The sequence below is a fragment of the Pseudomonas sp. LBUM1652 genome, assembly GCF_059716105.1.
The window spans coordinates 639,134-660,837 of the sequence record NZ_CP166804.1 but is presented as its reverse complement, the minus strand read 5'-3'; the positions used below and the strand labels follow the sequence as shown (position 1 = coordinate 660,837).

11 protein-coding genes are annotated in these 21,704 nt (G+C 59.2%); 6 read left to right on the top strand and 5 right to left on the bottom strand.

All coding sequences use genetic code 11. The features are described 5' to 3' along the window. The first annotated feature begins 3 nt into the window (after positions 1-3). The gene (gene nadE / locus ACA069_RS02900; protein ID WP_489880341.1) at positions 4-831 is read left to right on the top strand and encodes an NAD(+) synthase; all 828 of its coding nucleotides are present in this window, start codon (positions 4-6) and stop codon (positions 829-831) included. Between the two features lie 70 nt (positions 832-901). Here nadE and azu read toward each other — a convergent pair whose 3' ends face one another. Then, positions 902-1,348 (bottom strand): azurin, encoded by a 447-nt coding sequence (gene azu / locus ACA069_RS02895; RefSeq protein WP_401265884.1) that lies wholly within the window; start codon positions 1,346-1,348, stop codon positions 902-904. Positions 1,349-1,688: 340 nt separating this feature from the next. Between azu and ACA069_RS02890 the strand changes: the two genes are divergently transcribed. Together ACA069_RS02890 and ACA069_RS02885 are read left to right on the top strand one after the other, a co-directional pair. Then, the gene (locus ACA069_RS02890; RefSeq protein WP_497616234.1) at positions 1,689-2,276 is read left to right on the top strand and encodes a cytokinin riboside 5'-monophosphate phosphoribohydrolase; all 588 of its coding nucleotides are present in this window, start codon (positions 1,689-1,691) and stop codon (positions 2,274-2,276) included. Between the two features lie 68 nt (positions 2,277-2,344). Then, a complete protein-coding gene (locus tag ACA069_RS02885; RefSeq protein ID WP_187677864.1) occupies positions 2,345-2,536 on the top strand; it encodes a hypothetical protein in 192 nt (63 codons plus the stop codon). A 177-nt stretch (positions 2,537-2,713) separates the two neighbouring features. Here ACA069_RS02885 and ACA069_RS02880 read toward each other — a convergent pair whose 3' ends face one another. The 4 genes from ACA069_RS02880 to ACA069_RS02865 form a co-directional block, all read right to left on the bottom strand. Next, positions 2,714-3,604: a transglutaminase family protein gene (locus tag ACA069_RS02880; RefSeq protein WP_187677865.1), complete on the bottom strand. Its 891-nt coding sequence runs from the start codon at positions 3,602-3,604 to the stop codon at positions 2,714-2,716. Continuing rightward, a complete protein-coding gene (locus ACA069_RS02875) occupies positions 3,604-6,090 on the bottom strand; it encodes a circularly permuted type 2 ATP-grasp protein (RefSeq protein WP_497616232.1) in 2,487 nt (828 codons plus the stop codon). Before ACA069_RS02875 ends, ACA069_RS02880 begins: the two co-directional genes overlap by 1 nt. An 88-nt stretch (positions 6,091-6,178) precedes the next feature. Next, positions 6,179-9,454, bottom strand: coding sequence for a transglutaminase family protein (locus ACA069_RS02870; RefSeq protein ID WP_497616230.1), 3,276 nt, complete (start codon positions 9,452-9,454; stop codon positions 6,179-6,181). Positions 9,455-9,778: 324 nt separating this feature from the next. Beyond that, positions 9,779-12,091, bottom strand: a complete 2,313-nt coding sequence (locus ACA069_RS02865; protein ID WP_187677868.1) for a YgiQ family radical SAM protein — start codon at positions 12,089-12,091, stop codon at positions 9,779-9,781. A 233-nt stretch (positions 12,092-12,324) separates the two neighbouring features. Here ACA069_RS02865 and ACA069_RS02860 point away from each other — a divergent pair, with 233 nt between their 5' ends. From ACA069_RS02860 to ACA069_RS02850, 3 genes are read left to right on the top strand one after another with little or no spacing between them, the layout of a single operon-like run. Further along, on the top strand, positions 12,325-14,580 hold the full coding sequence (locus tag ACA069_RS02860; protein ID WP_497616228.1) for a hypothetical protein: 2,256 nt from the start codon (positions 12,325-12,327) through the stop codon (positions 14,578-14,580). Positions 14,581-14,615: 35 nt separating this feature from the next. Beyond that, complete coding sequence (locus ACA069_RS02855) at positions 14,616-17,210, top strand: hypothetical protein (RefSeq protein WP_497616226.1); 2,595 nt, start codon at positions 14,616-14,618, stop codon at positions 17,208-17,210. A 17-nt stretch (positions 17,211-17,227) separates the two neighbouring features. Then, entirely contained in the window at positions 17,228-21,697 is a 4,470-nt protein-coding gene (locus tag ACA069_RS02850; RefSeq protein WP_497616224.1) for an NEL-type E3 ubiquitin ligase domain-containing protein, read from the top strand. Positions 21,698-21,704: the final 7 nt, after the last annotated feature.

Sequence of the window (21,704 nt, the reverse complement as noted above, 5' to 3'; positions counted from 1 at the left end):
TTCATGCAAGCCGTACAGCGTGAGATTGCTGAACAGCTCAAGGTGCAACCGCCGTTCGCTGACTACAAGGCCCTGCAAGCCGAAGTCGCCAGGCGCATTACCTTCATTCAGGACTGCCTGGTCAATTCCGGGCTCAAGACGCTGGTGCTAGGCATCAGCGGCGGCGTCGACTCGCTGACCGCGGGCCTGTTGGCCCAGCGCGCGATGCGTGAACTGCGCGATCAAACGGGCGACCAGAGCTACAAGTTCATCGCCGTGCGCCTGCCGTATGAAACCCAGTTCGACGAACACGACGCTCAGGCCTCGGTGGATTTCATCGCCCCGGACGAACGCCACACCGTCAACATCGGTCCGGCGGTGAAGGCCCTGGCCAGTGAAGTGGCGGCGTTCGAAGGCAAGCACGCGGTGTCAGTTGATTTCGTGCTAGGCAACACCAAGGCGCGGATGCGCATGGTTGCGCAATACACGATTGCTGGCGCGGCGGGCGGTCTGGTGATCGGCACCGACCATGCAGCGGAAGCGGTGATGGGGTTTTTCACCAAGTTCGGCGACGGCGCCTGCGACCTCGCCCCGCTCAGCGGTCTGGTGAAAAATCAGGTGAGGGCGATTGCCCGCAGCTTCGGCGCGCCGGAGTCGCTGGTCGAGAAGGTCCCGACTGCCGACCTGGAAGACCTGTCGCCGGGCAAACCGGACGAAGCGTCACATGGCGTGACCTACACCGAGATCGACGCCTTCCTGCACGGTGAGCCACTGCGAGAGGAAGCGTTCAAGATCATTGTTGATACGTACAACAAAACCCATCACAAACGAGTGATGCCGTTTGCACCGTAAGCCATACCGCGCCACCTTCAGAAACGAGAAAAGCGTCCCGAGCAGGACGCTTTTTTTGTGTCTGAATAAATTACTTCAGGGTCACAGTGCCTTTCATCATCGAGATGTGGCCAGGGAACGAGCAGAAGAAGCCGTATTTTTCGCTGGCATTAAGCTTGGACACGTCGAAGGTCACCGAATCGGTTTCCTTGGCGCCGATGATTTTGGTGTGGGCGATGACGCGTGCGTCACCGTCCTTCAGGTAGTTCTTGTCGATGCCGGCAGCCAGGCCATCGGTAGCGATCGGCTGCATGTCAGCTTCTTTACTGATCACCAGGTTATGGCCCATGACATTCTTCGGCAGGCTGCCGGAGTGGGTCAACTCGACGGTGAAGGTCTTGCAGCTCTTGTCGATCACGATTTCCTTGGTGTTGAAGGACATCTGATCGGTGGAGTCAACGGTGGTTTTGCACTCGGCAGCCATCAATTGGCTGCTGGCTAGCGCCAGCAGGGATACCGCAACAACTTTGGAAAACATGGTGAATCTCCAAGGCAGGGTTAACAAAATCACGAATGGTTGGAAGACTGCCTGAAATCTTCGCAAGTTCCTATGACTTGCGTCAAAAATTGTATACAACTTTCAGGCTATGACACTCATCGACACAATCTAACGGCTAAACCATCTGGCCCGCCCTATGATCGGCCCATCCCTTGAGACGGAGTGCCTGTCATGTTCTTTAACGGTCTGTTGTGCAGTTTGCTCGCCGCCTACGCCTGTGGCGCCAGCGGTACCTTTGAATCACCGGAACCCGAAGTTTAGACCTTGGATCGAGGCCTGCCAGCCATTACCCTGTGACGGATTGACCCAGGAGGAAGGCATGTCTTTGAAATCCGTTTGTGTATTCTGCGGTGCCAACGCCGGCACCGACCCGGCTTACACCGAAGCCGCCGTCGCCCTTGGCCGGGCATTGGCCGAACGTAAGTTGACCCTGGTCTACGGCGGTGGCGCCGTCGGTTTGATGGGTATCGTCGCCGATGCCGCGCTGGCTGCCGGTGGTGAGGTGATCGGCATCATCCCGCAAAGCCTGATGGACAAGGAAATCGGTCACAAGAGCCTGACACGTCTGGAAGTGGTCGATGGCATGCACGCGCGCAAGGCGCGGATGGCTGAACTCAGCGATGCGTTTATTGCGCTGCCCGGCGGCCTTGGCACGCTGGAAGAGTTGTTCGAAGTCTGGACCTGGGGCCAGCTCGGCTACCACGGCAAACCGTTGGGTCTGATGGAAGTGAACGGTTTCTACAGCAAACTCACCGCTTTTCTTGACCATATCGTCGGCGAAGGCTTCGTTCGCGCGCCACACCGTGACATGCTGCAAGTGAGCGAATCGCCGCAAACACTGCTCGAGTCCCTCGATAACTGGAAGCCGACCGTCACGCCCAAGTGGGTCGACCAAAAACCCGGCTAACCGCCGGGCACCGATACAGGGCAGAATACGCGCCGCTCAACCTCACCTTCGACCCAAGAGGATCGCCCATGGCCAAACCCAATTACTCCTTCGCCAAACGTCAACGAGACCTGGAAAAGGAAAAGAAGAAAGAGGAAAAGCTTCAGCGCAAGAAACAATCAGCTGAAGACGCGGCACTGAACCCTGATGGTGAAGTGGCGACTGACAACGATGTTGATACCGATGTAGATGCACCGAAAGATCAGGCGCCTGACGCCTGAGCTGATTGTTGGTTCGCTCCCTGAGGGAGCGATCTGTGGCGAGGGGATTTATCCCCGATGGGTCGCGAAGCGGCCCCTGCGTCCGGCCAACCCGAATGAGTTGTCTGGACTGAGCGACTGCTTCGCAGCCGATCGGGGATAAATCCCCTCGCCACAAAGCTCCCCATACGATTGTGCTTATTCCAAAGGCATCACCGTGACCCTGACTTCAGGATCATGACTGCCGCCCCCCAGAATCACCCCCCGCAACGGCGACACATCGGAAAAATCCCTGCCCCATGCCAACGTGATGTGTTCCAGCGCCGGCTGCACATTGTTGGTCGGATCAAAATCCACCCAGCCCAGCACCGGACAAAACACCGAAACCCAGGCATGCGACGCATCGGCGCCGATCAGCCGTGGCTGCCCCGGTGGTGGCTGGGTCAGCAGATAACCACTGATGTAACGTGCCGCCAGCCCTCGAGAGCGCACGCAGGCCAGCATCAAGTGGGCGAAGTCCTGACAAACCCCACGCCGACGTTCCAGCACTTCCACCAGCGGCGTCGCCACCTGGGTTGCCTCGGCATCAAAGGTGAATTCACTGAAAATCTTCTGCATCAAGGCCTGCACACCCAGCAGCAAAGGACGACCGGGAGGGAAACAGCTCTGCGAAAACTCGACGAAGCTACGCTTCAAGTGCACATACGGTGACTGGAATCGATAGCGGCAAGCTTCAAGCAATTCGGCAGACAACGGCTGACTGCTGTACGTCAACGCATTGCGCGTCAGCTCCCACGCAGGGGACTGGTTGAAATCCAGCGCCGGTCGCGCCAGCACCTCAACGGTCAGCCGCGCGTTGACCTGCAATTCATCATGCGGTCGCTCGAAGGCCAGTCGGGTCAGCGGATTGCCGAACACATCCAGCTCATCACGGCGCGCCGTTGGTTCCGGACTGATCAGCAACTGCTGCTCGGTGCAGCGCTGCCAACTGCATTCACGCGGCCACAGGTGCGCCAATTGCTGCGCCAGGGAAACCGGGCTGTCGTAGTGATAACAGGTGTCATGGAAGATCTGGTAATGCGCGTTCATCAGACGGACACCGTACGCTGGCTGACATCATCGACATGGGCGAAATGGCGCAGGGCCAGGCGATCGGATACCTGCCCGCTGGCATCGGCGATCTCTTGCAGCAAATCCGCCAAACCATCGAGCGCCGCGCGCACGCTGGACTCGCCGAACAACGGGTTCTCCAGACACCCCAGATCAAACCGCGCCAGACGCTCGACCAGTTGCGGCAACCCAGCCTCCCTTGGCACACCGAAATCGTCATTCAAACGTTTCAGCGTGCGGGTGACCAGTTTCAACTGGAACAACACGGCGTGGGGGTTTTGCTCATCGAGCAGTAACAGGTCGAGTACCGGAATCAACTGCGCCACCGCCAGATAGCGTGAGCGGTAAGTGATGCTGCTGTTGCCCAGTTCCAGCAGCCATTCCAGGCCGGCCTGGTCGAAAGCCCCTGCGCCGCGCAGAAACGCCGCCAGGCTGCTGCTGAGAAATTGCAGACGCTCAATGCGCCGGCCAATCATCAGGAAACGCCAGCCTTCGTCGCGGGTCATGTCGTCCAGTGCAAACCCGGACAGCGCAGCGAGCGACATCACCAGACGATTGAGAAAATCCAGCAACTCGCCGAAATCCGGCTCGTCGGTGTCCAGTTCCGTCGCTTCACGTTGCAACTCCACCAACGCCTGCCAGTTCTCCCGGGAGAGCTTGCCGCGCACCTGCGAAGCCGCCCACTGCAAGCGTTGCAGGTTGGCCCGCAGGCTGAACGACCAGTCTTCGCCGAGCAGCGCTGCCAACAGGCGCTCCGGCAGCTCACCCTCGTCCGGCAACAGCGCCAGCCGCTCGCCGAGATCGACAGCCGCCAGCAGCGCTTGTGGATCATCACCGTCCACATAGCGCGTCAGCATGATTCGCAGCAGACGTGCGCTGTCATCACAACGCTCGCAGTAACGGCCGAACCAGAACAGGTTTTCCACCACCCGCGAAGGCAGGTAAGGGTCGCGCCGCACAAGATCGTGTACACCGACGTTGCGTTGCGCCTTCCATTGTTCGCCGCTCGGCGGCCGGTCGCCCAACACCCACGTGTCCTTGCTCGCGCCGCCGCGCTGCATCGAGACCACTTCGGCATCGGCTTCGGCGGCCACCCGGGTCAGACCACCGGGTAGCACACGATAGCCGTCATGACTGGCCACCGCGTACATACGCATGCCGATGGCCCGGGGTTGCAGTTGACCATCCTCGGCTTGCCAGATCGGCGCTTGGGACAGTTGGGCCAGCTCTTGCGCAACATAGGCATAAGGCCGTGCCTGCATGCGCTCGGCGAGGGATTGACGCTGTTTTTCACTCAGATCACGGCCAAATACCGGCGTGAAGCTTTGCGAGGGGAATGCCGGTTTGATCAACAGTTCCGGCAGCTTTTCCAGGGCTTGGGCCAATACCGGTGCCTCACCACACCACCATGTAGCGATGGACGGCAGGATCAGTTCTTCGCCGAAGAGGAATTGGTTGATCTTCGGCAAAAAACCCAACAATCCCGGAGACTCCAGCACACCGCTGCCGAGCGCATTGGCGACCAACACCCGCCCCTGTCGCGCCGCTTCCAGCAAACCGGGAACACCCAGCGCGGAATCCGTGCGCAGCTCCAAGGGATCGCAGAAGTCGTCGTCGAGCCGCCGCATGATCGCGTGCACCCGGCGCAGGCCACTGAGGGTTTTCAGGTAGACCGTGGCATCACGCACCGTGAGGTCGCCGCCCTCCACCAGCGGATAACCGAGCTGTCGGGCGAGATACAAATGTTCGAAATAGCTTTCGTTGAAGCGCCCCGGCGTCAGCAACACCACCAGTGGCGCGTCGTCATCGCTGGGCGCCTGACGGGCCAGGGTTTCCTGCAGCGTACGGAAGAAACCGGCCAGATGTTGCACCTTCAGATCCCGGTACAACTCGGGGAAGGCGCGCGACACGATGGTGCGGTTTTCCAGTGCATAACCGGCCCCGGATGGCGCCTGAGTGCGATCCGCCGTCACCCACCAGCGCCCGTCCGGAGTGCGCGCCAGATCCACGGCGTACAGATGCAGAAAGGCATCGTCCGGCGGAAGAATCCCCTGACACGGCCAGAGAAAATTGTTGTGCCCGAATACCAGTTCCGCCGGCAACAGACCTTCGCTGATCAACCGTTGCGGGCCGTACAAGTCGGCCAGCACGGCATTGAGCAATCGCGCTCGCTGAGCAATACCCGCTGACAATTGCTGCCACTCGTCCGCTGCGATCACGTGCGGCAGCAGATCCAGTTCCCACGGGCGATCTGCACCCTTGGGATCGGCGTAGACGTTGTAGGTGACACCGTTTTCCTGAATCTGCCGGGCCAGCAAAGCCTGACGCTGCAGCAGTTGCGCGGGGGTGTTGCGCTGCAACTGGTCGAACAGCCGCTGCCAGTGCGGACGCACCGCACCACTGTCATCCAGCAGTTCGTGATAAGTGCCCGCCGTCAGCGGGTAGCGGTCTAGCAGGTCAGGCATGGAAAGCTCGGCAGACAGCAGGGAACGGTCAGACTAACGCAGGCACATGACGCCCGGATAGACGAAAAATCCGGGCGTCGCGTAGGACTTAAAAGCGTCGTAAATCGAGAGTCATCGGTAGCTCGTCAGACAATGTCAGGTTCGGTATCGGAAGTTTCCCTGGCGTGTGGCCGATGCGGAAGAAACGCGCCATGCGCCGGCTCTCCGCTTCATTGGCGTTGACCGGCAACGTCTCGTAGTTACGGCCACCGGGATGCGCGACGTGGTACTGACAACCGCCCAGCGAACGCGCCATCCAAGTGTCGAGCAGGTCGAACACCAGCGGCGCGTGCACCGGGATCGTCGGTTGCAGACAGTTGGCCGGTTGCCAGGCGCGGTAACGTACGCCAGCAACGAACTCACCGACCCGCCCGGTCGGATGCAGCGGCACGGGGATGCCGTTGCAGGTCAGCAGATAGCGCTGCGGCGGCAAACCCTTGAGCTTGACCTGCAAACGCTCCAGCGACGAATCGACGTAACGCACCGTGCCACCCACCGCGCCCTCCTCGCCCAGCACATGCCATGGCTCGAGCGCCTGCCGTAGCTCAAGCTCGATGCCGTTCACCGCGTAATCGCCGACCTTGGGAAAGCGAAACTCCAGATGTGCTGCAAACCACTCGGCGCGCAACGGATAACCGGCGCTGTTGAGCTCAACGATGACGTCGGCGAAATCCTGTTCGATAAAGTGCGGCAACATGAACCGATCGTGCAACTCGGTGCCCCAGCGCGCCAGTTTCGGCGGCGCATACGGCTCGCGCCAGAAGCGCGCAACCAGCGCCCGCAGCAACAATTGCTGCGCCAGGCTCATGCGCGAGTGCGGCGGCATTTCAAAGGCGCGCAGTTCCAGCAGCCCGAGGCGACCGGTAGCGCCATCCGGCGAATACAGTTTGTCGATGCAGAATTCGGCGCGATGGGTGTTGCCAGTGACGTCGATCAGCAAGTTGCGCAGCAGTCGATCCACCAGCCACGGCGCGCACTCCTCGCCCGGTTCAGGCATCTGTGCAAAGGCGATTTCCAGCTCATACAACGCATCGTTGCGCGCTTCGTCGACCCGTGGTGCCTGAGAGGTCGGGCCGATGAACAACCCGGAAAACAGATACGACAACGACGGGTGGTTGTGCCAGTAACTGATCAGGCTGCGCAGCAGATCCGGTCGGCGCAGGAACGGTGAGTCCGCCGGCGTTGCGCCACCGAGGACGAAATGGTTGCCGCCGCCCGTGCCGGTGTGGCGGCCGTCGATCATGAATTTCTCGGTGGTCAGGCGAGTCTGGCGTGCCTCTTCATAGAGAAACTCGGTGCGCTCGACCAACTCGTCCCAGCTTGCAGACGGCTGCACGTTGACCTCGATCACGCCGGGATCCGGGGTGATGCGGAAATTGCTCAGACGCGGGTCGCTCGGCGGCTCGTAACCTTCCAGCAGCACCGGGCAATGCAGCTCTTCGGCGGTGGCCTCGATCGCTGCCACCAGCTCCAGATAATCCTCGACCCGTTCCAGCGGCGGCATGAACAGGTACAAGCGCCCTTCGCGGGCCTCGGCGCAAAACGCGGTGCGCGTCAGCCAATCGGCGGATTCGTCGATTTTCGGCAGGCGCTCGTCAGCGTTGGCCGGATCGCCGTGACTGTTGAGTTGCGCGGTATCCGGTAGCTCCGGGAAGTCCTGATTCGGGTCCTGCGGATGAACAAACGGATATTCGGCCGCTTTCACCCACGGCTGCGAACCGAGCGGCAAGCGGTAACCCAGCGGCGAATCCCCCGGCACCAACCGACAATGCTCGTCACGCAGATACCAGCGCCCGCTCTGCCATTGATCGCCCTTGGCAGTACGCGCCAGCGGCAGCACCTGACCGATTACCTTATCGAGCCCCTGACTGAAGACTTTGCGCAGTCGTGCGCGCTCCAACGGCTCCTCCAGACGCGAATCCTCAGCGCTGACGTTGCTCGGCAACGAGCCCTCACGCCAGAGGTAATAGAAATTGTCCTCGTAGGCCGGAAACACAAAGCGCGCAGGCAACTTCAGCCGTTCGGCGACACTGGCCAGAAAGCGCCCGGCGAGTTCGCCATTGGCGCTGTAATCCTGTTGTTCGTCGGCGATCAGCGCGTCGTTTTGCCAGATCGGCACGCCGTCGCGGCGCCAATAACAATTGAGCGACCAGCGCGGCAATTGCTCGCCGGGATACCACTTGCCCTGGCCGAAATGCACCAGCCCCTTGGGGGCGTAATGCTTGCGCATGCGCTGGAACAGCTCGGCGGATAGCCGGCGCTTGTCCTCGCCCAGGGCCGCGGTGTTCCACTCGGCGCCATCCGGGTCGTCGATGGAGACGAAGGTCGGCTCACCGCCCATGGTCAGGCGTACATCGCCCTCAAGCAGGTCGGCGTCGATCTGCCGCCCCAGTGCCTGAATCGCCAGCCATTGCTCATCGGTGTACGGCTTGGTAACCCGCGGCGCTTCCCAGATTCGCTCCACCGACATTTCGTGGCTGAACTGTGTCTCGCAAGGTTCGACCATCCCGCTGATCGGTGCCGCCGACGACGGATCAGGACTACAGGCCAAGGGAATATGCCCTTCACCGGCGAACAGCCCGGAAGTGGCGTCGAGGCCGATCCAGCCGGCACCCGGCAAATACACTTCGCACCAGGCGTGCAGGTCCGTGAAGTCCACTTCAGTGCCGGAGGGGCCGTCGAGGCTTTTCACATCCGCGGTCAGTTGAATCAGGTAACCAGAGACAAACCGTGCCGCCAGCCCCAGATTGCGCAGCAGTTGCACCAGCAGCCACGCCGAATCGCGACAGGAACCGGAAGCGTGTTCGAGGGTGTGTTCCGGGGTTTGCACGCCCGGTTCCATGCGGATCAGGTAACCAATGTCTTCGCTCAGGCGCTGATTGAGTGCCACCAGAAAGTCCACGGCCGGCAGCGGCGTGCGGTCGATGCCGTCCAGATAGGCTTGGAACTTCGGCGTCAGCGGCAATGTTTCGAGGTACGGCGCCAGCTCTTTGCGCTCATCGGCGGCGTAGGCGAAGGGGATTTTCGCGGCGTAAGGCTCGAGGAAGAAGTCGAACGGATTGAACACCGCCATCTCGGCCAGCAGATCGACTTCGATGCGCAGTTCATCGGTTTTCTCGGGGAAAACCAGCCGCGCGAGGTAGTTGCCCTGCGGGTCTTGCTGCCAGTTGATGAAGTGCTGCTCGGGCGAGACTTTCAGCGCATAGGACAGAATCCGCGTGCGGCTGTGGGCGGCCGGGCGCAGGCGAACGATCTGCGGGCCGAGTTCGACAGCGCGGTCGTAGCGGTAATGCGTGACGTGATGCAATGCGACATGAATCGACACGGCGTGCCTCCTGCGAGCCTTAAGCGTATTCGAAAGCGCGCAAGAGTTATGCCATGCACAGGCTTGGGCGCTTTCCCGGAATGCTCAAGGCAGTACAGCACCAAAATCGGGCGATGCGGGGAAATGCTTTGGCAAAGTTGCGCCTAAATGTGGCGACATTGGTTCATGCAGTGTTTGATCGGGCGCTTTCGCGAGCAGGCTCGCTCCCACATTTGGAATGCGGTCACCTGTGGGAGCGAGCCTGCTCGCGAAGGGGTCGGCCGCGCCACCACATGTCGGGAGAGCTGAAATGCAGAACGCCAACCCGAAGGTTGGCGTTCTGTTTTAGCGTGGGACGACCGGCTTGCGAGCCGGCTTCGGCCCTTTGCCCTTGGCCGCGTCCTTGCGCTCCTTGGCAGCCTGCTGGTTGCGGGCGAACGCCGCAGCCTTGGCCTGTTCACGCTTGTCCCACGGATTACCACCATCACTGGCACGCGGTGGCAGACCGGTGTGCTGGGTGAGGATCTTGGTGGTTTTCTCTTTGCCTTCTTTCGCCACTTTATGGCTGCCAGCCGGCGTTGAGTTCTTGCGACGGGCGCTCTGGTAGCTGTCGGTGGACGGCTGATGCAGCGGAATCAGTTGATCCTTGCCCGGCCCGATCAAATCAGCGCGACCCATGCGCTGCAGCGCTTCACGCAGCATCGGCCAGCCTTTAGGGTCGTGATAACGCAGGAACGCCTTGTGCAGACGACGCTGCTCTTCGCTCTTGACGATGGTCACGCCGTCACTCTTGTAAGTGACCTTGCGCAGCGGGTTCTTGCCCGAGTGGTACATGGCGGTGGCGGTGGCCATCGGCGACGGGTAGAACGCCTGCACCTGGTCGGCGCGGAAGCCATTGCCCTTGAGCCACAGGGCCAGGTTCATCATGTCTTCGTCGGTGGTGCCCGGGTGCGCGGCGATGAAGTACGGAATCAGGTACTGCTCTTTGCCCGCTTCCTTGGTGTACTTCTCGAACATGCGCTTGAACTTGTCATAGCTGCCAATGCCCGGTTTCATCATCTGGTTGAGCGGACCTTCCTCGGTGTGTTCCGGGGCGATCTTCAGGTAACCGCCGACGTGGTGGGTCACCAGCTCTTTGACGTACTCCGGCGACTCGACCGCGAGGTCGTAACGCAGGCCGGAGGCAATCAGGATTTTCTTCACGCCCGGCAACGCACGGGCACTGCGGTACAGCTGAATCAGCGACGAGTGGTCGGTGTTCAGGTTCGGGCAGATGCCCGGGAACACGCAGGACGGCTTGCGGCACGCGGATTCGATTTCCGGCGTTTTGCAGGCGATGCGGTACATATTCGCAGTCGGGCCGCCGAGGTCGGAAATGACGCCGGTGAAGCCTGGCACCTTGTCGCGGATCTCTTCGATTTCGCGAATGATCGACTCTTCGGAACGGTTCTGGATGATCCGGCCTTCGTGCTCGGTGATCGAGCAGAAGGTGCAGCCACCGAAGCAGCCACGCATGATGTTCACCGAGAAACGGATCATGTCGTAGGCCGGGATCTTTTCCTTACCGTACGCAGGATGCGGAACACGTGCGTAAGGCATACCGAACACGTAGTCCATTTCTTCAGTGGTCATCGGAATCGGCGGCGGGTTGAACCAGACGTCGACTTCGCCATGCTTCTGTACCAGCGCACGGGCGTTGCCCGGGTTGGTTTCCAGGTGCAGCACGCGGTTGGCGTGGGCATACAGAACGGCATCGCCACGGACCTTTTCAACCGACGGCAGGCGGATCACGGTTTTGTCGCGAGTCATGCGCGGGCTGGCCAGGATCTGCACGACCTTGGCTTCTTCCGGATCATCCACTGGGCCCTTTTCCTGCTCGATGGCGCAGGCCTGGGTGTCCTGGGTATTCACGTACGGGTTGATGATCTTGTCGACCTTGCCCGGACGGTCGATACGGGTGGAATCGACTTCGTACCAGCCCGCCGGCGTGTCACGGCGAATGAACGCGGTGCCGCGCACGTCGGTGATGTCTTCGATCTTGTGACCGTAAGACAGACGCTGGGCAACTTCGACGATGGCCCGCTCGGCGTTGCCGTACAGGAGGATGTCGGCGCTGGCGTCGATCAGGATCGAGTTACGCACGCGATCCTGCCAATAGTCGTAGTGGGCGATGCGACGCAGGGAGGCTTCGATGCCGCCGAGCACGATCGGCACGTGCTTGTAGGCTTCCTTGCAGCGCTGGCTGTAGACCAGGCTCGCACGATCCGGACGCTTGCCGGCCATACCGCCCGGGGTATAGGCGTCGTCGGAACGAATTTTCTTGTCGGCGGTGTAGCGGTTGATCATCGAGTCCATGTTGCCGGCCGCGACGCCGAAGAACAGGTTCGGCTCGCCGAGCTTCATGAAGTCGTCTTTGGACTGCCAGTTGGGCTGCGCAATGATCCCGACGCGAAAGCCCTGAGACTCCAGCAGCCGGCCAATGATTGCCATGCCAAAAGACGGATGATCGACGTAGGCATCTCCCGTAACAATGATGATGTCACAGGAGTCCCAGCCAAGCTGATCCATCTCCTCCCTGCTCATCGGCAGGAATGGCGCTGGCCCGAAACATTCGGCCCAATATTTTGGATAGTCAAATAACGGCTTGGCTGCTTGCATGTCGGTCGACCGGTGTTGAGATGAAAAATCGCGGGCGCGGAATATAGCACAAAATTTGACCAATTCCGACGGCAATGGTCGGTTTCTCTTTGTGACCCTGCCCTCGGCATCACGCAGTGCATTCGTGTGCTGTCATTACCCCCACATGGATGCAAAAACCGCTACCCAAATCCAATTCACCATCAGCCAACGATTTGCGATTGCTGATATGACAACCCTTCAAGGATGAAGAAATGTCACCAAAACTACCCATCAAGGGCTCCGTTACCAGCGGTGCTCATACACGCCCGGCGCCGCAGGTGGATACCGATACGCCGCGACCCGTTATTTCTCCGCCCATGGATAGCGGCCCATCAACCCCTTCTGCGATACGGAATGCTCCGGGGTCGAGCCCCCGCTCAAGTGAGCCTCCCCGCGAGGGAGTTTCAACCACTCGGGCCACGACTCATCCGATAGCGTCGACCTCCGCCGGCGCTCCCTCGTCAGGAAAGCGGTCACTCGAGCACTATTGGATACCTGTCGAAGTCAGCCTTCCCGATGTCGATGCACTGGGATTCAGAACCCTGCACGGACGCCGCTACGTCGATGTGCCGGGCGGCCGCAACGTTCAGGTCGTGATCGACCCGGACATGGGCCTGTATCGAGCCAAATTGATGACCGAAAGAGCATTCGGCCCAGTGTTGGTACGCGACCATGACAGCAAGCTCTGGCACCCGCTTGAGGATTCACCGGGTTCACTGCCACTGCGTCCAATCGATGCGCTCAATCAGGAACTGGACGCCCACATCACCACGATCACGCAGGCGGTGAAGCTCACGGAAGAACTAAGGGCCGCCTGGCATGCACAGGCCAGGAAAGAAGGGGAAAAAAACGCCTTGGTCAAATTCGAAATCCAGTGTCAAAGACAACTGGCGACTCTGGAAAAGGCCGTGAATTTCTACATCAGGAACCAGGCCTCGCTTCTCTTGTACAAAGGGCGCTTTTCCTACGAGACAGAGCTGGTGGGCGTTCAGAAGCGGCAAGTCGAAGTCTATTTCGATGTCCTGGAAGCCGGAGATCTGCGTAAATCAATCGACGTATCGTCCTACTATGACCGTCCCCTCGAGGCCCATCGCTCGATGGCAGGGTATTTGAAAGGCAAATTGGCCAACTTGCGCAAATGCCAACTCATTGTTGACGACATCCTGACCCGATCCCCCCACCTGAAAGTCGAATTGATCGAGCTTGGCTACGACCCGGTAAAAATCCATACAAACACGGCCAACTGGATTCATTCCAAAAGCCACTTGCTGGCCAGCGAACCGGTGCCCGACGCCGCGCAATACGTTGTGTTGTCGAGTTCGTTTTCAGAAGCAACGCGCACCTTCCGCAATATCGAAAGCATCCCGGAAGGCGCGCGCATTCCGGTAATGAGCTGTCTGATCGACCAATGCGCAGCAATCAGGGCGTCGTACGAAGAGATGTCATTGCCAGCCGATACTCTCCTGGACAGCTCCCGGCGAGAAATAACCGAAGCCATTCAGGCTTTCGAAAACACCCTAGAACAGCGCATAGAGCTTTATCACCAGGAACTGGAGCGAACCTTAACCCTTCCCTCACTGGATGAGCCGATTGACTTCGACTTCATTCCGGCTCAGGTCACGAGTCCGTCTGCACATCCCTCAAGAAAGATGTTTCGCAGCAAACACCATGGCGTTTACAAGATCCGGATCGGGCAGTCACGTCGAACCCCCCAGGGCGAAGAGGTGATTGATGTCATGGATCCGCACAACCCCACGGAAGTCTTGCAAACCTATGAGCGCCGCGAAGGTGAATGGCAGCGGCGGGTTGCTCTGCAAGAAAGGCAGTTGTCGACGCTGACCGTCCAGGCCCAGCGACTTCTGGAACTATCGGAATCACATCTGACCAAGGCCCGGCAAGACGAAAGCGCAAAACGCAACGCCACCAACATCGTCGAGTTTCTGCAGGGCAAGGCCGAAGACCTCGATGATCTTCGTCAACAGATGGAACGGGCGCCGAATCCGGCCACCCTCGATATCGCGCCCCTCGCCCAGCAGCTCAAACATGACAGCGAGCGCCTGCGCAACGAAGGCGAAAAAATTCGCATCGCACTCTACAAGGACCCCACTTTCTTAAGCGTCGACCGTGTGGCGTATCTACTCAGCCAGGGCCACCTGAGTGTCAGCAAAGAGAAACCTGCGCGGCTGGAACGGGGCAAGGGCCAGGACAAATATTTTCTCGATGTCTATTCGCTGAACGACAAACACACCACCGTGCCTCTGTGGCATGTCCATTTCAAATACGAAAAAAAGGACAGCGCCGCGCTGAACTTCATGGTCAAGGGCGGCCACCTCAAGACCCTTGAGCAAAGCCGGCTGGGCATAACTGCCCAGCGTCGGGACGCGCAGGCCGGACGGGAACATGTCCCCATCTGGCGAGCAACCATTGACGGCAAAACCGCGCAGAAAATATTCGAGCTGGTCGCTTAAGCCAGACAACCCGTTTTTCAAGGATGAAAAAACCCATGGCAGTCAAATTACCGCCCCGGATCAACGCTTCGGTCGATGTTCACATGCCCACCAGGCGACCGAAGAACGAGGACCCTTCCGACACGCTGCACCGTATCAGCACAGATCCGTCGACACACCTTCTAGCAGGGCAGGAGAACAAACCGGTGGGCGTCGAACTTGATGCGATCCTGCCAGCACCCGCTGTAACGGTCAAAATGCACCCCGTCAGTGTTGATCCCCCGGTGTCAGCACAGCCCCTGCTGGAGCATTACTGGATCAGTTCCAATGCGGCGTTACCGAATGCCGACACCGAGGGTTTCAGAATTCATAAGGGGCGACGGTATGTCGACTTGCCCGACGACCACATCACATTGGTCGCGATGGATCCGGACACTGGACTTTACCGGGCAAGACTGGCGAGTGAATTACTTCCCTCCGGACCGGCCTTGTTACGCGACATCGACAGCGGCCTATGGCATCCCCTCAATGATGTCGCCTCCAGCCCACTCCCGTTGACCAACGCAAGCCTGCAAGCCTTTCGCACGGGGCTGGATTTCAGCACTGTCGAACCCGGCAGCGACGGCTTGTTTCGCCACGACGGCAAGCTCTACGTGGTCATCCACGAACACGCCTATCAGGTGATGAGCGATCTTGACGCGTCTACGCCAACGCACAAAGTATGGCGCATCGTTAACCCCAAGGATCCCGTCGCCACCGACGGCGCGAATATCTATCGCGCCAGTCGCAGCGGCGAGACCCGGGCCATCACACGAAACGAGGAGAACACCTGGGTTTCCATTCTCACGGGACTGAGGGGTGGCATGCGTCGCCATGACTCAGCGCAAGCCAACATAGCCCTCTTGATGCAGCGTTATGAACCTTTCCAGAATGCTCACACCGCCCTGATCGAATCAGCCACGCAGTACGACACCCTGTGGAGTCAGGCCAGAGAACAGGCCGATGGCGCCGGCAGGACAGCGGCACTGGTGGCCGTTGAAGTCCATCTGCTCAAGCACATCAGAAAGCAAACAGCCTTTGTGCAGTCGCTCGTCGACAACAGAGACTGGCTGACCACCCTCAAGGCAGGCGGGCTATTCAAGGGGGAACTGCATACCTTCCGGATTGAACGAGTGGAATACCTCAACAGGCTCATGGCCGTCATGGACCTCCGGGCCAGGCCTGCGGTGACGGACGTGAGCGCCGAGAGCTGCAAGAAATGCATCACCCACCTGAACAAGAAGCTGAAGATCCTCGAGGAGCGCCAGGTGGTCATGGAGCAAATCAGAAAAACGTCCCCCGCAGCGATCCCGCAACTCACTGAACTGAGCCAGAAGGTAGCTTCAGCGGATCGCATCAACTTCAACAAACTGGCCCTTTATGTCCACCTGTTTGCGGACACGCCCGAACATGCGCCAGACGCGACCATGCCCTCGCTATCGGCCATCGACCTGATCACCGGCGACCTGAGAAACGTCCCGGAACGAGAGCAGCCCATGGCACTGCTGTTGGCCCTTGATCAGCTCAGGGGAGACCGAACCCGCTTTGAAACGCTGCTGGCCGAGCAAAGCCCCAGAGCCGAATACCTCGAGGAGATCATTGCCCTGATCGATCCCATCGAGAAGAAAATCGACAGCAAACTGACCGAAATCCTCGACGTATCCGAGCGCCGAACCGATCTGCCGAGCCTTGATCAGGACATCGATTTCGACTTCATCCCGTCACAGCCCATCAACGCCGAGACGACCCGTCCCGCGCCCGCCAAAAAAATGTTTCGAACCCGTCAGCACGGCACCTACAGAGTACTGGTCGGTGAAACCGAAGCCGGGGCGGACGGGAGCATTACCATCAAGGTTCCCGACCCATTGCGCCCCGACTCGCCGCCCAGACGCTACAAAAAATTAGACGATGAATGGCTACCTGTACTTCCTCCGATTACCAGAACACCGCGCCCACAACTTATCAGCGAGGCAAACCGGTTACTGGCCAAGGTCGAAGAGCACAGTGCCTACGCGAAGATGCAGGAAGCAAAAAAAATCAACCCGACAAAAATTGTCGAAGATCTGGGCAGGGAAACCCATTTGCTTAACGAACAGGCAAGACAACTGGAAAACCACGAAACAGATGTCGAGGACCGCCTGATCATCAATCTGGCCAGGCGATTGCGAGCCGCAGCTGATTCCATGACGACCCAAGGCCAGAAGATCCTGGTGCGGATGTACAAAAACAAAGACGTGCTGGACATCATGCGCCTGAATTACCTGTTGGATCGGGACGAGCTCAATGTCAATAAAACGGTTAATCGCAAGCAGTTGGGCAAAGGCAAGGACAAGTCATTTCTTGACGTGTATTCGATCAGTGATCGCGCCGACGATGCACCGCTTTGGGAAGCCCACTTTCACTATGAAAGACAAGACAGCCATCCCCTGAACTTCTCGATCAAGGGTGGTCATCTCAAAACGCTTGAACAGAGCAGACGGGGCGCAGAGTCTCAGCGGCGCGATGAACAGGCTGGTTTGCCCCATACCGCGATCTGGCGCGAAACCTTCGACGGCAAGACCGCGAATAAGATATTCGCACTGGCGCAGACCCCTTCTGTGCGAGCCGAGTAAATACCTGCGCCCAAGCCATGGGCCTGGCGGCCATACGACGACAAACCGGCAATGACGCCGAACGCTTTGCAGTGCCCGTCGCGGGCACTGACGGGCAACCTTTCAAGGATGAAAAAATGTCACCAAGACTGCCTCTCAAAGGCACCGTAGAAATCCATACACGACCTACGCAACAAGGGCCGGAAACCGTAAGGCACGAAACGCCACAGCGTGTCGATTTCGGCCCGACGACCGCCCCGGGAGTACTTGGCCCGGAGGGGTTTGGCAGGGTCGCGGGTAACGCCGACCCGGATGCAATCACGCCGTTACCGGCGATAACGATTCATGAGTTACCTGCCACAGTGGCCGTGTTTAATCGTGAACAGCGCCCCTTGGCGCATTACTGGATCACCGTACCGCCTGATCTGCCGGCTCCCAACGCCGATGGGTTCCGGGTGCGCGGGCGGCGGCGTTACGTAGATGTTCCCGATGGCGGTACCGTGCTGGTCGGGGTCGATCCGGATACCGGACAGTATCGGGCCAGGTTATCGACCGAGCGGGATGCCCTCGGCCCGGTGCTGCTGCGCGACACAGAAAGCGGGCTCTGGCGTCCACAGGAAAGCCTCCCCCCCACCTCTACGACGACCGACCCCGGCAATGGTGGATTACTCCGGCCCGATGGTGGGCAAGTGCGCCCTGCTCATCGACGATTGCGCGAGCAGATTGCCGCCATCGTCAATCGACTGCGCAGTCCGCAAACCCGCGCGAAGAGGCTGTTCCGGTCCATGTCTGAGGAACAGATCGCCGCATACCTTCGTTCACTGGGCAGCGACGTCGAAGGCGGGTTGCGCCGCCGCGAAGCCGAATACCAAACCCTCAAGCAGCAATTGACGCTCTGGAGCAATGCGTCGTCTTCGACGCCCGGAACAGCAAAAGGCTGGGCAGAACAGATCGCCAACGAAATAAAGCGCTGCTATCGCCAGGAGACCGGCCCATCGCTGAAACTCGAAGCCGGCAGCGGCACCCTGCCGGCACTGAAAGCAGACTTCAGCCATGTCCGGGAGCTGTCTCTGGAATCCGTTACCTGGTCGCCCGAAGCCGATACGTTCCTCAGCAGTTTTTCACACCTGGAACAGTTGACCGTCACCCGCTCCACGCTGGATAAACTGCCAGCCTCCGTCGCGCGGATGCATGACCTGACCCGTCTGGATCTGAGTGCAAACCGGATTCGGCTGGACACACCAGCAGCGGTGATACTCGGTACTCTCGGCAAACTCGAAAACCTCAACCTCTCAGACAATCCACTGAACATGTCCCCCGACTTCAGTACGATGACCGGGTTGAAAGTGCTGAACCTGAGCAATGCGCATCTGGGTCATTGGCCAACTGGCTTGCAAAACCAGACCGGCCTGCAAATCGTCGATTTGCGTAATAACAGCCTGCAAGAAGTACCACGGACGCTACTCAATCCTCCCGCCGAGCAGCTTGAGGCCAGCGTCAGAACCAACGGTGTCACCCTCATCGAAGGCAATGCCTTTGCTCCCGGCTATTGGAAAACCCTGGAATTGTATTGGCGCCGCCTGGCTGCGGATCATCCAGAGTTGTCCAGCTCGGCCCACACGCAAGGACTGAGACTGAACGTAGATATTCCAGAGCTGGCCAAGGTGCAGCGAATGTACCCGGACAAGGACGCACAAGCGGTCAGGGATTTCGTGTTGCAACTGGGTGATGCAGAGCTGGCCCGACGCCTGCGGGATTTCGACTCGCTTGAAGCACAGCTGGAAGATTATGTGGCCGGCAAGCAATACGATGCTTCCGTTGATGCCGCCACCGTCAGGCTCTGGGCTCCGCAACGTGTCGCCAGAATAATCAAAACCTGCTGGCTTCAGGAATCGGGAGAGATATTAAGGCTACCGACCGGAAGTGGGCCGCTACCCGCCCTGACGGCGGATTTCAGCCATGTGCGCCTGCTTGAACTCCAGGCAATCAATTGGTCGGATGCTGGCGACACATTCCTCAGCAACTTTACCCACCTGGAAAGTCTATCCATCAATCATTCCAGCCTTCGCAAATTGCCGGCCTGCGTCGGTGATATGGACAAACTGATCAGACTGGACCTGAGTTCGAACAGCCTTGAACTGGATGAGCAAAGTGCGGCAAGACTGAGCGGGTTGAGCCGGCTGAAGTTCGTCAATCTGTCAGAAAACCCACTGAAAACAGTGCCCGACTTCAGTGCCATGTCCGAGCTGACAAACCTGGACTTAAACAGCACTGGGATTGATCAGTGGCCGACCGGACTGGTGGGTAAAGCGGCCTTGACGGGGCTCGACTTGCGTAACAACCAATTGACTGAAGTACCGCAGGCAATCATCAACCCCGAGCCCGAGCAACTGGCCTCGATCGCCAGAATCAACGGCGCCACTTTATTGGAGGGCAACGATTTTCCTTCCGACTATTGGAGAACGTTCGATGGCTACTGGCGGCGCCTGCACGCAGCGCATCCTGAACTGATGACCCCGGAACATCCCGCTGCATTTGATAGCGAAAACTCAAGAGCACAGCGATACCGGCGTCTTTATCCGAGCAAAGATATCAAGGTGTGCAGGGAGTACCTCTGGAACCTTGAGCAAGGCACTGCTGGCACAAGGCTCGCCAGCCTTGAACTGGAATTCAACACGTTGAAAACCCAACTGGAGGCCTGGACTTTTTCTGGAGGCGGCAACCGTCAGGGTTATATTCGCGCGAATCAGTTGCAGATCAACGCTGCCGACCGTTTCGACCGTGCCACGGCAAGCAACCGGATCATCAGTTGCTGGAGGCATGAAACACCGCAAAAACTGGCCAATGACAGGACCCCCATCGGCCTGGAGTTGGACCTCAGCGGCCTGAAACTGCCAAGCCTGCCGGACATCGACGTGGATTTCAGTCACGTCGGCTCATTGAAACTGAGCAATATGGATCTGAGCACTTCACCGGAGGGGTTTCTGACCCGATTCCGCCACGTACGCTGGCTGGATACTTCGCACAATCAATTGCGCGAGCTACCACCCGCCATTGGCGAAATGAACGGTCTGACCCGACTGTTTCTGCAGAAAAACCAGATCTCCCTGACAGCCGAAACCGCCCGCGTTCTATCAGAGCGCACCACATTGCGGGCACTGTGGCTGCATGAGAATCCGCAACTGGGTATCACACCGGATTTCAGCCAGATAATCGACATGCGCTCGGTCAATCTGGCCAACACGGGTATCGACACTTTCCCGACCGGTATTGCCGATCAGCCACTGCTGGACACCCTGGATCTGAGCAACAACCGGATCGAGGAAATCCCCGATGCGGTCATTGCGCCAACGACTGAACGACTTGCGCACACGGTTCGCGTCAACAACGTGACCAACATCACCAACAATCCGCTCTCCCCGGCCACCCGCACCCGACTGTCCCTTTACAACGACCGCCTGATAGAAGCCGAAACACCGCTGACCGGCCAGTACAACCTGGTCGACACCGCGCGCGATCACGCGCCTGTCATCATCCGACCTGCGGCGTATGACCCGATGGCACGCTGGACAGCCGGAATGACAAGCGCTCAGGTATCGACCAGAACAGCGCAATGGCAAACACTGCGTGATCAGCAAGGCTCGGAGGGTCTGTTCAATACCCTTAACCTCTTGTTGCCGGATGCCGCTGGTGGCAACGAAACCCAGCGACGGGTCTGGAAGGTGATCGACAGCATTACCGAAAACAGCCCTGAGTCCGAACGCCTGCGCAGGGAACTGTTTGATCGGGCCGGCGAAGCAACCTGCTGCGATCGCGCAGCCTTCACATTCGCCAATCTGGAGGTCAGGACAATGATGCACAACGCTCGCGCCCAGGCTCGCAGCCAGGCAGAAGGCCCGCAGTTGTCGGCGCTGTCCAGAGGATTGTTCCGCTTGCACGAGGTAGACAAAATTGCTTCGGCGGACATTGCGCAGCGTGAGGCAAGAATCATCGGATCCAGAGGGCCTCAGCGACCAGAAGACCTTCCGGCTCCCGCGCCTCATGTGCAGGAGGAAGTCGAGATCAGACTTTTCTATCGCCACCGCCTCAAAGATCGGCTGCAACTGCCGGGCCAGCCCGATCGAATGGTGTTTGATCTCCTGATCAGCGTGTCACAGGCGCAACTGGACGCCGCTTACAAAAAAGTCATCGCTCTGGATAACTCCCCTGAAGAATTTCAGGCGCTGGTGTCGAGGGAGTTCTGGCAGGAATTCGTCACTCACAAGTACCGAACACAGTTCGAATCCCAGCGCCAGCCGTTTCAGGATCGACAGGCCACACTCGACGATACGCACACCGCCGGGACGCTTTCGTTTGACGATTACGACGCGCAGTCCAAAGCATTGCAAGCATCGCTTGCGATCGAAGAAGCCGTATTGATCGAAACCTTGACCCGGCAAGAACTGGCCGAGCACTCAACCCGCCGAACAGCCGAGGAGGTAGCGGGCCAGCGCGAACAACACGATTGAAGAGGAG